Genomic DNA, 11,692 nt, shown 5'->3' with positions numbered 1-11,692 from the left:
CTCGGCGCGCGCCGTTGCCATCGGCTGGTTTCCGAAGACCTCGAAACCTGACTCTTCGGGCAGGGCGGCGGCCATGGACTTTTCCGCCATCCCGGCGATACTTCGCGGGAATGACGGAGGAGTAATGGACTGGCGGGACGAAGGCGCGTTGCTATCGGTGCGTCCGCATGGCGAATCCTCCGCCATCATCGAGGTCTTCACTGCCCGGCACGGACGGCATGCGGGCATCGTCCGTGGCGGCACTTCGCGACGGATCGCGCCGATCCTGCAGCCCGGCGCGCAGCTTGGCGTCGAATGGCGTGCCAGACTCGAAGCGCATCTCGGGAGCTTCCGGGTCGAGCCGCTGAAGTCCCGCGCCGCGGCCGTGATGGGCGAGCGCCGGGCGCTCTACGGGCTCGGCGCCGCCTGTGCGCTGCTGTCCTTCGCCCTTCCCGAGCGCGAGACTCATCCCGGCCTCTATGTCGCGACGCAACACCTCTTCGACGCCCTAGGCACCGACCCGCGCTGGCCTGCGCTCTACCTGCTCTGGGAGAAGGCGCTGCTGGAGGAGCTCGGCTTCGCTCTCGATCTCGGACAATGCGCGGCAACCGGGGCCACGGCGGATCTGGCCTATGTCTCGCCGAAGACCGGGCGCGCCGTCAGCCGCGCCGGCGCCGGGGCCTGGGCGGACCGGCTGCTGCCGCTGCCGCCGGTGTTGCAGGGCGCCCCCGACGCGACGCTGCGCGACATCCTCGACGGACTGCGCACCACGGGGTATTTTCTGGAGACCTGGCTGGCGCCGGCGCTCGGCGACCGCAGCGTGCCGGCGGCTCGCGACCGTTTCGTGTCGCTGCTCGGCCGGGAGGAGAGAGAGACATGAAATCCTTTGCAGAAATCCGGGAGATGGCGCTCGACCGCCATGGCGCGGCCGAGCTCGAGGCGATGCGCCCCGCCCCGCCGGACCCGCCACTCCGAAAGCTCAGCGACGACCGGCTGCTCGCGGAATTCACCCGACGGATCTTTCAGGCCGGGTTCAACTGGTCGGTGATCGACAACAAGTGGCCCGGCTTCGAGACGGCCTTCCACGGCTTCGACATCGGTCGGAACGCGATGATGTCGGATGCCGATCTCGATGCCCATCTGAAGAATACCGACATCGTGCGCAATGCCGCCAAGATCCTGGCGGTGCGCGACAATGCCGTCTTCCTTTCCGACCTGGCACGCGAGCACGGCAGCGCAGCGGGCTTCCTGGGCCGCTGGCCGGTCGAAGACACCGTCGGGCTCTTCGACCTGATGAAGACGCGCGGCGCGCGGCTGGGCGGCGTGACCGGCCAATACGCGCTCCGTTCGGCCGGCTACGACGCCTTCATCCTCACGAAATCGGTCGCCGCCGGGCTCAACATGGCGGGCGTGATCGATGGCGCGGCGACGTCGAAACGTGCGATGGCGAAGGCTCAGGACGCCTTCAACGCCTGGCACGATGAGAGCGGCGAGCGCTATGCCGTGATCAGCCGCACGCTGGCAGCCGCCGTTCCGGAGTGACGGCGCGCCGCATATTGGCTGTCCGGGCCGCGAAAGGAACACCCGATGGAAGACATCTGGCTCGGCTATGCCAAGCGGTTGCAGGCGCTCGCAGTCACCGGGCTGCACTACAGCCCTGAAGAATATGACCGGGAACGGTTCGCCGAGATCGACAGTATCGCGCGCCAGATGATGGCGAGGCTTGGCCGGGTCCCGCTGGCGCATCTCACCGGCCTGCCGGAGCCGTGCGAGGGCTATGCGACACCCAAAAACGACATCCGCGCTGCGGTGATCCGCGAGGGGCGGATCCTGCTCGTACGGGAGAAATCGGACGGCAGATGGACCATGCCCGGCGGTTTCGCCGATATCGGACATTCGGCCAGCGAGGTGGCGGTCAAGGAAACCAGGGAAGAGGCGGGTCTGCGGGTGCGCGCCGACAGGCTCTTTTGCCTGCGGCACCGCGCGAAACAGCCAGGCGACCCGGATCACCGGGATTTCTACAAGATCTTCTTCCTCTGCACGCCGCTGGATGACGCCGCTCCCGCGCCGGGGCCGGAAACCTCGGGTGCGGAGTTCTTCGCCACCGAGGACATTCCCGAGATGTCGCTCGGCCGGTCCACGCCTGCCGACATTGCCCGGGCGCTCGCGCATCACGCCGACCCAACGCTGCCGGCAGAATTCGACTGAGCGCTCAGCCCTTTGGCTTGTCGAACACCGCGCAGGGGTCGTCCCGCTCCGCCGCCTCTGTCGTGAGCCAGAAATCGTATGGCACCTCGCCCTCCGGAACGCTGTCCTCGAACTGCCCGAGCGTTACGACGCGCAGCTCCGGCGCGGCCGCCGCGAGATTGGCAGGCATGCCCCAGTCCCGCCGTGCATGGCCGTTTCCGGTAATCACTGCGACCGGCCCGCCGGTCTCCTCCAGTGCCCGCAGCGTCACCTCCGAAAACCGTGCATCCCGGAGCCGCTGCGCCTCGACCATTCCGCCGAGCATCTCCTCGGGCAGCGCGCCGCAATGCGCCTCGTGCTGCATCGCCTCGCGCGCTTCCTGCATCTCCGCCGGCAGCGGGCCGAGCCCGAAGGCGTCCGCTTGTGCCCCGAAGACTTCGGCCGCACCGGAAGAGACCGCTGCCATCAGATCTTCGCGCGGAACGGCCGCTCCATAGATGCGAGCTCCGGGCGCGGCAAGGAAGATGGGGTGATACATCGCGAAATCCGGCCAGCCCGAATGCGCCCAGTCAAGCGCTTCCGCAAGCGCCGCCGCATCGTCGCGCGACATCGCGTTGGCGGCGTCCGCCTGCTCGGCGTCAAGCATCTCGAAGACGAGCGCCGCGGGCGCGATCGCGGCCACCGCCGCGGCCTGGTTGGCATGCTGAATCGGATTGTCATGCACCTCGCCAAGCAGGACGATCACTGCGCCTGCGGGATCGAATTGCGCGATATCGGCGAGCTCCGCAGCCGCGACGGGCGTGGCGAGCAGAATGGCGGCAATAAATACGGACGGCTTCATGCCATCAGGTCGTATACCGCTTCGCCGTGCCGCTCCAGAGATTTGCGCATCTGGGTAAGCGCCGCCGCCTCGAGTTGGCGCACCCGCTCTTTAGAGAGCCCGAGCTCGCGGCCAAGCGAGTCGAGCGTGCGCGGCGAGTCCCGCAGCTTGCGCTCGCGCAGGATGAATTGCTGCCGCTCCGGGAGTTCCCTCAGCGCCTCCAGCAACCAGCCCCGAAGCGTTCCGACATCCCGCATCGCCTGCACGCGGGTCTCGGCGGGGGCGTCCTCGTCGGCGAGCGTGTCGATCCACTCCCGCCCCTCGTCGTCGTCCGATCCCTGCGGCGCGTTGAGCGAGAAGTCCCCGCCACCGAGCCGGCCCTGCATCATCTCCACATCGGCGATCGCGACGCCAATCTCCTGCGCGATCTTCTGCTTCAGTTGTTCCGAATCGAGCGGCGTGCCGCTGGCCTCCGCTTCGCGTTCGAACTTTGCCTGAACCCGCTTGAGGTTGAAGAACAGCGACTTCTGGCTCGTCGTCGAGCCGGTGCGCACCAGCGACCAATTGCGCATGACGTGGTCCTGGATCGACGCCTTGATCCACCAGACCGCGTAGGTGGAGAACCGCACGCCGCGGTCGGGATCGAATTTCTCCGCCGCCTTCAGGAGCCCGAGGCTCGCCTCCTGGATCAGATCGCCCATCGGCGCGCCGTAGCGACGAAACTTTGTCGCCATCGAGATTGCGAGCCGCATATAGGCGGTCACCAGCCGGTGCAGCGCTGCAACGTCACGTTCGTCGCGCCAGGCGCGCGCCAGACCGAGTTCGGTTTCGGCATCCAGAAGTTCCGCCCGCATCGCTGCGCGGGACAGGCCATGATCGTCTAGCGCGTGAGACACCTTCATCGCGTTTCCCCTCGGTCATGCCCCGTACGGGGCGTTTGCTCCGTCCTGTGCTTCTGATACGGAATGGAGCGCGGAGCGGATCACTCTGGAGTGGAGAGCCGATGGCGGCACGGATAACGTTGGTGCTGGGCGGGGCGAGTTCGGGCAAATCGGCCTGGGCGGAATCTCTGGTCGCGGGCACCGGCCTGCCGCGGATCTATCTCGCGACGGCTCAGGCCTATGACACCGAAATGGAAGCGAAGATCGACCTGCACCGGCGGCAGCGCGGCGACGGCTGGCAGACGATCGAGGCGCCGCACGCACTCGCCGCAGCGCTCGCCTCGCTGCCTGCGGGTCATGTCGTCCTGCTCGACTGCGCCACGATGTGGCTCTCCAACCGCCTTCTGGCCGAGGCGGAGGTGGAGGTGGAGGCCGAGGCGCTTCTCGCGGCGCTCGAGAGCTGCGAGTCGCCGGTCGTCGTCGTCTCCAACGAGGTCGGCCAGGGCATCGTTCCCGAAAGCCCGCTGGCCCGCCGCTTCCGCGACCTCCAGGGGCGGCTCAACCGCGCCCTTGCGGCACGCGCCGACCGGGTGATCGCGGTGATGGCCGGGTTGCCGCTCGCGCTCAAGGGCGAGTTGCCGGGAAACGCGGAATGGTGAGCTGGTGGTGGGTGCGACACGGGCCGACGAACCGGCACGACATGAACGGCTGGACCGACGTGGCTGCCGATCTCTCCGATCATTCCGCGCTTGAACGGCTGGCCAAGTTCCTGCCGGACGACGCGCCCGTGGTCTCCTCCGATCTGGCGCGCGCCGTTGCCACCGCGGATGCGATCCAGCGCGGCCGGGCGCGGCTGCCGCACGAACGCGGATTGCGCGAGATCCATTTCGGCGCCTGGGAGGCCCGCAGTTTCGACGACGTTCAGGAAGAGGACCCGCGACTGATCCGCGCCTATTGGGAGCGCCCCGGCGACATCCGTCCGCCGGGCGGCGAGAGCTGGAACGACCTCTCCGCCCGTGTGAGCCGCGCTGTCGACTGGCTGACCGGCGAGGCAGGCGACATCATCGCCGTGGCGCATTTCGGCACGATCCTCACCCAGTTACAGCGCGCGCGCGGATGCAGCGCGGTCGAAATTCTTGGGGAACGGATCGACAATCTCTCGGTGACACGGCTCGACTGGGACGGGCGGAACTGGCGCGCCGGGCTTCTCAATCACATCACGTGACAACAGGTCGTTTCATACATAAAAGATAACCACTTACCGCTTCACAAAATGTCGTTTGGCGCCAGAGCGCCCTGCCCATAGGCTGCGCCCATGACTTATCACCTCTATCTCGGCGACCCGGGTTATTCGAGCTGGTCGCTCCGCGGCTGGCTCCTCTTCGAACGGTTCGGGCTCACCGCGGACCTCCACTGGGTGGACTTCCTGAGCGATTCCGTGGCCGCGCAGCTGGCGCCACTCGCGCCCGCACGGACTGTGCCGACCCTGCGTCTTCCGGACGGCGCGATCGTCTCCGAGTCGCTGGCAATCGCCGAGGAACTTGCGACGCGGAATCCCGGGGCCGGCCACTGGCCCGCCGACCCCGCCGCCCGGGCCACCGCGCGCAACCTGGCCGCCGAGATGCATGCCGGTTTCACCACGCTGCGCTCGGACTGCCCGATGAACCTGCGCACGGCCTATCGCGACGTTCCGCTCTCCGCCGACCTCGAGGCCGATTTGCGCCGGCTCGAGCAGATCTGGGCCCACGCCCGTGCCACGACCGGCAGCGACACGCCCTGGCTCTGCGGGGCCTATTCCGCCGCCGACGCCTTCTTCGCGCCGGTCGCGGCTCGAGTCGCGGGCTACGGGCTCGATATCTTCCCCGAGGCCCGCGCCTATGTCGCCGCCCACCTTGCCGATCCCGCCTTCCGGCGCTGGCGGGCGCTTGCCATGGCCCGTGGCAACCGCCTGCCATGGTATGATCGCGACTATCCACAAACCGACTGGCCCGGACCGACACCGCTTCCGGCCCGCGCGCTTCAGGACGGCACCGCAGAGAACGACGTCTGCCCCTTCTCGGGCAAACCTGTCAGCGATCTGGCAGAGATCGACGGACATTGCATCGGCTTCTGCAACCCGATCTGCCGTGACAAGGCGGTGGCCGACGCCGCCGCCTGGCCGCAGGTCATGGCCCTTCTGGGGAGCTGAGCCCTAGCGGCCCGACATCCTGCAAACGGTCCAGATGGTGCGGAAGAGATAGCCGAGATCGGACAGGAGCGACTGGCTCCGGTAATACATCAGGTCGTATTTCGCACGGTCGGCGAAGGATACCGCGTTGCGGTCGGAGACCTGCCAGGGGCCGGTGATTCCCGGACGCATGCGATAATAGGCGCGGCCTGGATAGAGCCCGGCCTGCTCCGCCAGCATCGGGCGAGGCCCGACAAGGCTCATGTCTCCCGCCAGAACGTTGAAGAATTGCGGCAATTCGTCGAGCGAGGTGCGGCGCAGAACCTGGCCGATCGCAGTGACACGAGGGTCTCCTGACAGTTTCTGGAACCGGTCCCACTCGCTCTGCGCTTCCGGACTCGCGTCCAGATGGCTCTGAAGGCAGCGCTCGGCATCCGGCACCATGGTCCGCAGCTTGATCATCCGGAACACCCGACCATTCCGGCCGACGCGTCTTTGCAGGAAGAACGGATTGCCCCCGTCCATTGCGACAAGAATCGCAAGCACGCCGATCAGCGAGAGAAGGAGTGGCATCGCCAGGAAAACCAGCAGGAGATCGAACGCGCGCTTGCCGGGGTAGCCATGGGGCCGGGAAAGTCCTGGCTCTGCCGGGGCATCGAGTCCGGAACCCCGGTTAGCAGCTTTGACCGTCGCGAAAGGCATCATCGTTACCACATCTGTTGCCTCACAGTTGATCCGGATTTGTGGCCAATATCCGACGAAATCAGGATAAATCCCGCCCATTTCCGGCGCGGCCACGATCCACGCCGCAGTCGCTCTCCTTGGGTCTAGGCAGAAACACTTAACGAAATCTCAACCGCGTTCACCGAATGAGTTTACGGGTGGTTACCAGAGGGAACGAGGATGGTTTCACGAGCGCATACGGTGGCTTTCGACGGCGTCGAGGCGCGCCCGGTCGAAGTGCAATGCGCGGTCACCGCGGGCCTGCCGGCTTTTTCCATCGTGGGCCTGCCGGACAAGGCCGTGAGCGAGGCGCGGGAACGGGTCCGCGCGGCGCTGCAGAGCCTCGCCGTGGCGCTCCCCTCGCGCCGCATCACCATCAATCTCTCGCCCGCCGACCTGCCCAAGGAAGGTTCGCATTTCGACTTGCCGATCGCCATGGCGCTGCTGGCAGCTCTCGAGATCGTGCCTGCCGAGGAGGTGGAACAGATTGTCGCACTGGGCGAGCTGTCGCTCGACGGCAGCCTCGTGCCAGTTCTCGGCGCACTTCCCGCCGCGATGGCCGCGGCCGAGGAGGAGCGCGCGTTGCTCTGCCCGCGCGCCTGCGGCCCAGAGGCGGCCTGGGTCGGCGGCACGACTGTCTTCGCCCCCGACACGCTCGCGGCCGCCGTCGCCCATTTCACTGGCCAGACGCCGCTCCGCCCGGCCGCTCCCGGCGAGGTCCGCGCTGCTGATCGCAGCCGCGACTTCCGCGAGGTGAAAGGACAGGAGCGGGCCAAGCGCGCCATCGAGATCGCCGCGGCGGGGCGTCACCACGTCCTGCTGGTCGGCGCGCCGGGCTCCGGCAAGTCCATGCTGGCGGCGCGCCTGCCGGGCATCCTGCCGCCACTCGACGCAACCGAGGCGCTCGAAACCTCGATGATCCACTCCCTGGCCGGACTGCTGAAGGAGGGTGGCATCTCGCGCGACCGCCCGTTCCGCGAACCGCACCACACCGCCTCGATGGCCGCGATCGCCGGAGGTGGGCGTGGTGCGCGCCCGGGCGAGATCAGCCTGGCCCACAATGGCGTTCTGTTCCTCGACGAGTTGCCGGAGTTTTCCCGTCAGGTGCTCGACACGCTCCGCCAGCCGATCGAGACCGGCGAAGTCGTCGTCGCCCGCGCCAACGCCCATGTCCGCTATCCCTGCCGTTTCATGCTGGTCGCCGCCGCCAATCCCTGCCGCTGCGGCCATCTCGCCGACGCCAGCCGTGCCTGCCCGCGCGTGCCAACCTGCGGAGAAGACTACCTGGGGCGCATCTCAGGGCCGCTGATGGACCGGATCAACCTCAGGATCGAGGTGCCGCCGGTGGCCTACACCGATCTCGACCTGCCGCCACCCACCGAGGGCACGGCCGAGATCGCCGCGCGCGTCCTCGCTGCGCGCGACCGGCAGGCCGCCCGTTTCGCGACGCATTCCACGGCGCGGGTCAACTCCGATGCGGAGGGCGCCCTGCTTGACGAGATCGCCGCGCCGGACGCCGAGGGACGGGACCTGTTGCAGAAGCTGGCCGAACGGATGGGACTGACCGCGCGCGGCTATCACCGCGTCCTCCGAGTTGCCCGTACCATTGCGGATCTCGACGCGAGCCCGCGGGTACTGCGCCGCCATATAGCCGAGGCCGCCAGCTTCCGGCTCGCCATCGGCACGCTGGCCTGACGCGCCCGATACTTCTCAGGGCGCGTCAAGCGCTCGGATGAATTCCGCCAGATCCTCGAGCGTCTCCCGTGCCTCCGGAATATAGCCGTCGAAGATTGGCCAGAGATGCGGCGCCTCGGGCCACTCCCGCAGCGAGACACGGCCACCCGCCGCCCGAAGATGCGCCTCCATTCGGCGGGAGTCGTCGCGCAGGATCTCGGTCGTCCCGACATGCAGCCGCACCGGCGGTGGGTCCGCGAAGGCGGCGAAGAGCGGCGACACGCGCGGATCATCCGCCGCGATGCCCCCAAGAACGAAACCGACGAGGTCGTCGGCTCGGTCCGCCGGCAGCAGCGGATCGCGCGCCGCATTCTCGACCATGCTCGCGCCGGAGAGCGTAAGGTCGACCCAAGGCGAGATAGCGAATGCGCCGGCCGGGTGGCGGTCGCGCGCGCAGAGATCGGCGAGAAGTGCGAGCGCCAGGCCACCGCCGGCGCTGTCGCCGCCGAGGATGATCTCGTCCGGCCGGAACCCCTCCGCCAAGAGCGAGTCGTGCACGGCTTTCGCATCTTCGAACTGAGCCGGGGCCGGGTGGTCCGGCGCGAGCCGGTAGGCCGCGGCGGCAACCTTGACCCCGCTCAACTGTGACAGGCGTCCGAGCATGCCCCTATATGCGCGCGGGCTGCCGGAGATATATCCGCCGCCGTGGAAATAGAGCAGCACTGGACGGTCGGCCGTCGGGTCAGCACAGATCCACTGAAGTTCGGGCAGACCGGCGCGCCGCTCGCAGTGGAGGCCGCGCGGAGCGCGCAGCACGAACCGGGCGAACCGCGCGAAATCGGCCTCCGCCTGCTCCGGGGTCTTGGTTGCTGCAAGGCGTGGCTTTACCACGCTTCGCAGCAAGACGTTCAGGATCCGGAGGCGGCGGCTCACCCGGCTCGCTTCGCTTCGATCACCTGCCATATCTTCTCGGCCACGTTCACGCCGTCGAACCGTTCAAGCTCCTGGATGCCGGTCGGCGAGGTCACGTTGATTTCTGTCAGGTAGTCGCCGATCACGTCGATACCGACGAAAATCTGCCCGCGCTCGCGCAGAAGCGGGCCGATGGCCGCACAGATCTCGAGGTCGCGCTCCGACAGGCTGACCTTTTCGGGGCGCCCGCCCACATGCATGTTCGACCGGGTCTCGCCCTCCGCCGGCACACGGTTGATCGCCCCCACTGGCTCGCCATCGACGAGGATCACCCGCTTGTCCCCGTTGGAGACGTCGGGGATGAATTTCTGCGCGATCAGCGGCTCGCGGCTGAACCCGGCAAACAGTTCGTGCAGGGAGGCGAGGTTGCGGTCGTTCGGATCGAGACGAAAGACTCCGGCACCCCCGTTGCCATAGAGCGGCTTGAGGATGATGTCGCCGTGCTGGTGCTTGAAGGCGCGCAGGTCGGCGAGGTCGCGTGCGATCATCGTCGGCGGAATCAGCTCGGGAAACTGCAGCACGAGAAGCTTTTCCGGGCAGTTCCGGACCCAGAAGGGATCGTTGACCACCAGCACCTCCGGCATGAGCTGCTCCAGAAGATGCGTGTTGGTGATATAGCCCATGTCGAAGGGCGGATCCTGGCGAAGCCAGACCACGTCCATCGTCGCGAGATCGATCTCCTCTTCCTCGCCCAGCGTTACGTGGTCGCCATAGACGCGGCGGACCTCCATTTTTCGAGCGCGCGCGACGACCCTGCCATCGCGCCAGCTCAGCCCGTCGACCATGTGGAAATAAAGCTCGTGGCCGCGGGCCTGCGCCTCTTCGGCGAGACGAAATGTGCTGTCCGCGTCGATATTGACGGCGGTGACCGGATCCATCTGGAAGGCGATCTTCAGGGGCATGCTGGCTCCTACGCTGGTTCGCCTCTTATTTGCCCGTTTGCCGCGGACTGTCCACCACATCCGGCGCAAAGGTGTCAGATGCCGAACGCGGCCTCCAGGACTTCGAGCCGGCCACGCCGATCCACCAGGCCCACATCGAACCTAACCTCGGTCGCCTGCCCGCTCGGCATCCGCTCGAGATATTCCGCCGCAGCCGCACTGATCCGGCCGATCTGGCGCGCGCTCACCTGTGCCGCGGCCTGGGCGAAGTCCTCCGAGGCCTTGACTTCGACGAAGATCAGCCCATCCCCGTCCTCTACAATCAGGTCGATCTCGCCTGCGGCGCCGCGCCAGCGCCGCTCCCGCACCCGCTGGTCCCGGCCCGTGTAATAGCGCTCCGCAATCTCCTCGGCCGCCCGGCCCGCGTGATAGGATCGGGCACCGCGCGACTTCCGCCGCAGCGTTTCCCCTAAGGGCAGCCCGCCGCCTGCGCTCATCCGTTTCGCTCCTTCAGCGCCAATGCCATTTGGTAGACATCTCTCTTGCTTGCTCCGAAACGCTCGGCAACCGCCGCCGCCGCCTGTTTCAATGACATCTCCCCGAGCGCCTCTCCAAGCGCCGCCTCGATATCCGCCGAGTCGGTTTCCACCTCGGCGGGACGATCGACGACGAGGACGATCTCGCCCTTGATCGTTTTGCTCTCGAGCCGCTCGACGAGTTCGCCGAGCGTGCCGCGTTTAACCTCCTCGAATCGTTTCGTCAGTTCCCGGCAGACCGCAGCCGGCCGATCCCGTCCGAAGCTTTCGCAGGATTCTGCCAACATTCGGTGAATCCGCCTGGGCGATTCGAAGATCAGAAGCGTCGCCTCCACATCCGCCAGCCCTGCGAGCCATTTTCGGCGTGCACCAGCCGCGGCCGGCGGGAACCCCGCGAACAGGAAGCGGTCGGAGGGCAGGCCCGACAGGGCCAGCGCCGCCAGCGCCGCCGACGGCCCCGGCGCGCATGTCACCTTCAGGCCGGCATCGATGACGGCGCGGGCGAGTTGGTAGCCCGGATCGGCCACCAACGGCATGCCGGCCTCGGAAGCATAGGCGACCGCGCGACCGTCGCGGATCGCGGCAAGAATCCTCGGGCGCATCGCCGCTCCGTTGTGGTCGTGATAGGCCAGCATCTGCCGGCCCCGCAGCGGAACACCGTGCAGTTCCATGAGGTGACGCGCGGTGCGGGTGTCCTCGGCGGCGATGACATCGGCCGAGGCGAGGATATCGAGCGCGCGCAGGGTGATATCGCGGGCATTGCCAATCGGCGTGGCGACGAAATGAAGTCCGGGGTCGAGCGACGTTTCGCGAAACACCTGTCCCGGCGGGTTCTGGGTCATTTACTTGCCGTCCTCCACGTCTTAGGGTCT

The 11,692-nt window shown here is 67.5% G+C and carries 14 protein-coding genes; 7 read left to right on the top strand and 7 right to left on the bottom strand.

What is annotated here, in order from left to right:
- Positions 1-124: 124 nt before the first annotated feature.
- From recO to EU800_RS16955, 3 genes are read left to right on the top strand one after another with little or no spacing between them, the layout of a single operon-like run.
- Entirely contained in the window at positions 125-859 is a 735-nt protein-coding gene (recO, locus tag EU800_RS16965; RefSeq protein WP_129634213.1) for a DNA repair protein RecO, read from the top strand.
- Complete coding sequence (locus EU800_RS16960) at positions 856-1,521, top strand: DNA-3-methyladenine glycosylase I (protein WP_129634212.1); 666 nt, start codon at positions 856-858, stop codon at positions 1,519-1,521. The genes recO and EU800_RS16960 overlap by 4 nt, the downstream gene beginning before the upstream one ends.
- Before the next feature lie 45 nt (positions 1,522-1,566).
- Entirely contained in the window at positions 1,567-2,187 is a 621-nt protein-coding gene (locus tag EU800_RS16955; protein WP_129634211.1) for an NUDIX hydrolase, read from the top strand.
- Positions 2,188-2,191: 4 nt separating this feature from the next.
- On the opposite strand, the gene EU800_RS16950 is transcribed toward EU800_RS16955, so the two are convergent.
- Positions 2,192-3,007 carry a ChaN family lipoprotein gene (locus EU800_RS16950; RefSeq protein ID WP_129634210.1) on the bottom strand — a complete coding sequence of 272 codons (816 nt, stop codon included), beginning with the start codon at positions 3,005-3,007 and terminating at the stop codon, positions 2,192-2,194.
- Positions 3,004-3,888: an RNA polymerase factor sigma-32 gene (locus EU800_RS16945; protein WP_129634209.1), complete on the bottom strand. Its 885-nt coding sequence runs from the start codon at positions 3,886-3,888 to the stop codon at positions 3,004-3,006. Before EU800_RS16945 ends, EU800_RS16950 begins: the two co-directional genes overlap by 4 nt.
- Positions 3,889-3,989: 101 nt before the next feature.
- Between EU800_RS16945 and cobU the strand changes: the two genes are divergently transcribed.
- The 3 genes from cobU (at position 3,990) to EU800_RS16930 (ending at position 6,055) form a co-directional block, all read left to right on the top strand.
- Positions 3,990-4,526 (top strand): bifunctional adenosylcobinamide kinase/adenosylcobinamide-phosphate guanylyltransferase, encoded by a 537-nt coding sequence (cobU, locus tag EU800_RS16940; RefSeq protein WP_129634208.1) that lies wholly within the window; start codon positions 3,990-3,992, stop codon positions 4,524-4,526.
- Positions 4,520-5,092 carry a histidine phosphatase family protein gene (locus EU800_RS16935; protein WP_129634207.1) on the top strand — a complete coding sequence of 191 codons (573 nt, stop codon included), beginning with the start codon at positions 4,520-4,522 and terminating at the stop codon, positions 5,090-5,092. The genes cobU and EU800_RS16935 overlap by 7 nt, the downstream gene beginning before the upstream one ends.
- A 90-nt stretch (positions 5,093-5,182) precedes the next feature.
- Positions 5,183-6,055, top strand: a complete 873-nt coding sequence (locus tag EU800_RS16930; protein ID WP_129634206.1) for a glutathione S-transferase — start codon at positions 5,183-5,185, stop codon at positions 6,053-6,055.
- A gap of 3 nt (positions 6,056-6,058) precedes the next feature.
- Here the strand turns inward: EU800_RS16930 and EU800_RS16925 are convergent, their stop codons facing one another.
- Complete coding sequence (locus tag EU800_RS16925) at positions 6,059-6,736, bottom strand: sugar transferase (protein WP_256369778.1); 678 nt, start codon at positions 6,734-6,736, stop codon at positions 6,059-6,061.
- A gap of 201 nt (positions 6,737-6,937) precedes the next feature.
- On the opposite strand from EU800_RS16925, the gene EU800_RS16920 reads away from it, so the two are divergent.
- Positions 6,938-8,452: a YifB family Mg chelatase-like AAA ATPase gene (locus tag EU800_RS16920; protein WP_129634204.1), complete on the top strand. Its 1,515-nt coding sequence runs from the start codon at positions 6,938-6,940 to the stop codon at positions 8,450-8,452.
- Between the two features lie 15 nt (positions 8,453-8,467).
- Here EU800_RS16920 and EU800_RS16915 read toward each other — a convergent pair whose 3' ends face one another.
- From EU800_RS16915 to rsmI, 4 genes are all read right to left on the bottom strand, one after another.
- Entirely contained in the window at positions 8,468-9,364 is an 897-nt protein-coding gene (locus EU800_RS16915; RefSeq protein ID WP_129634203.1) for an alpha/beta hydrolase, read from the bottom strand.
- Positions 9,361-10,299, bottom strand: coding sequence for a glutathione synthase (gene gshB / locus EU800_RS16910; protein WP_129634236.1), 939 nt, complete (start codon positions 10,297-10,299; stop codon positions 9,361-9,363). Before gshB ends, EU800_RS16915 begins: the two co-directional genes overlap by 4 nt.
- Before the next feature lie 80 nt (positions 10,300-10,379).
- Complete coding sequence (locus EU800_RS16905; RefSeq protein WP_129634202.1) at positions 10,380-10,781, bottom strand: YraN family protein; 402 nt, start codon at positions 10,779-10,781, stop codon at positions 10,380-10,382.
- On the bottom strand, positions 10,778-11,662 hold the full coding sequence (gene rsmI / locus EU800_RS16900; RefSeq protein ID WP_129634201.1) for a 16S rRNA (cytidine(1402)-2'-O)-methyltransferase: 885 nt from the start codon (positions 11,660-11,662) through the stop codon (positions 10,778-10,780). Before rsmI ends, EU800_RS16905 begins: the two co-directional genes overlap by 4 nt.
- Positions 11,663-11,692 lie beyond the last annotated feature (30 nt).

It is taken from the genome of Tropicimonas sp. IMCC6043, from assembly GCF_004146235.1.
Classification (GTDB): Bacteria; Pseudomonadota; Alphaproteobacteria; order Rhodobacterales; family Rhodobacteraceae; genus Tropicimonas.
This window is presented reverse-complemented; position numbering and strand designations above follow the sequence as displayed.

What these genes read in the sequence shown, in the direction of transcription:
- EU800_RS16960 (WP_129634212.1), top strand. Translation starts at nt 856, where the DNA reads ATGAAATCCTTTGCAGAAATCCGGGAGATGGCGCTCGACCGCCATGGC.
- EU800_RS16945 (WP_129634209.1), bottom strand. Translation starts at nt 3,888, where the DNA reads ATGAAGGTGTCTCACGCGCTAGACGATCATGGCCTGTCCCGCGCAGCG.
- recO (WP_129634213.1), top strand. Translation starts at nt 125, where the DNA reads ATGGACTGGCGGGACGAAGGCGCGTTGCTATCGGTGCGTCCGCATGGC.
- EU800_RS16925 (WP_256369778.1), bottom strand. Translation starts at nt 6,736, where the DNA reads ATGCCTTTCGCGACGGTCAAAGCTGCTAACCGGGGTTCCGGACTCGAT.
- EU800_RS16950 (WP_129634210.1), bottom strand. Translation starts at nt 3,007, where the DNA reads ATGAAGCCGTCCGTATTTATTGCCGCCATTCTGCTCGCCACGCCCGTC.
- rsmI (WP_129634201.1), bottom strand. Translation starts at nt 11,662, where the DNA reads ATGACCCAGAACCCGCCGGGACAGGTGTTTCGCGAAACGTCGCTCGAC.
- EU800_RS16935 (WP_129634207.1), top strand. Translation starts at nt 4,520, where the DNA reads ATGGTGAGCTGGTGGTGGGTGCGACACGGGCCGACGAACCGGCACGAC.
- EU800_RS16930 (WP_129634206.1), top strand. Translation starts at nt 5,183, where the DNA reads ATGACTTATCACCTCTATCTCGGCGACCCGGGTTATTCGAGCTGGTCG.
- cobU (WP_129634208.1), top strand. Translation starts at nt 3,990, where the DNA reads ATGGCGGCACGGATAACGTTGGTGCTGGGCGGGGCGAGTTCGGGCAAA.
- EU800_RS16905 (WP_129634202.1), bottom strand. Translation starts at nt 10,781, where the DNA reads ATGAGCGCAGGCGGCGGGCTGCCCTTAGGGGAAACGCTGCGGCGGAAG.
- EU800_RS16920 (WP_129634204.1), top strand. Translation starts at nt 6,938, where the DNA reads ATGGTTTCACGAGCGCATACGGTGGCTTTCGACGGCGTCGAGGCGCGC.
- EU800_RS16955 (WP_129634211.1), top strand. Translation starts at nt 1,567, where the DNA reads ATGGAAGACATCTGGCTCGGCTATGCCAAGCGGTTGCAGGCGCTCGCA.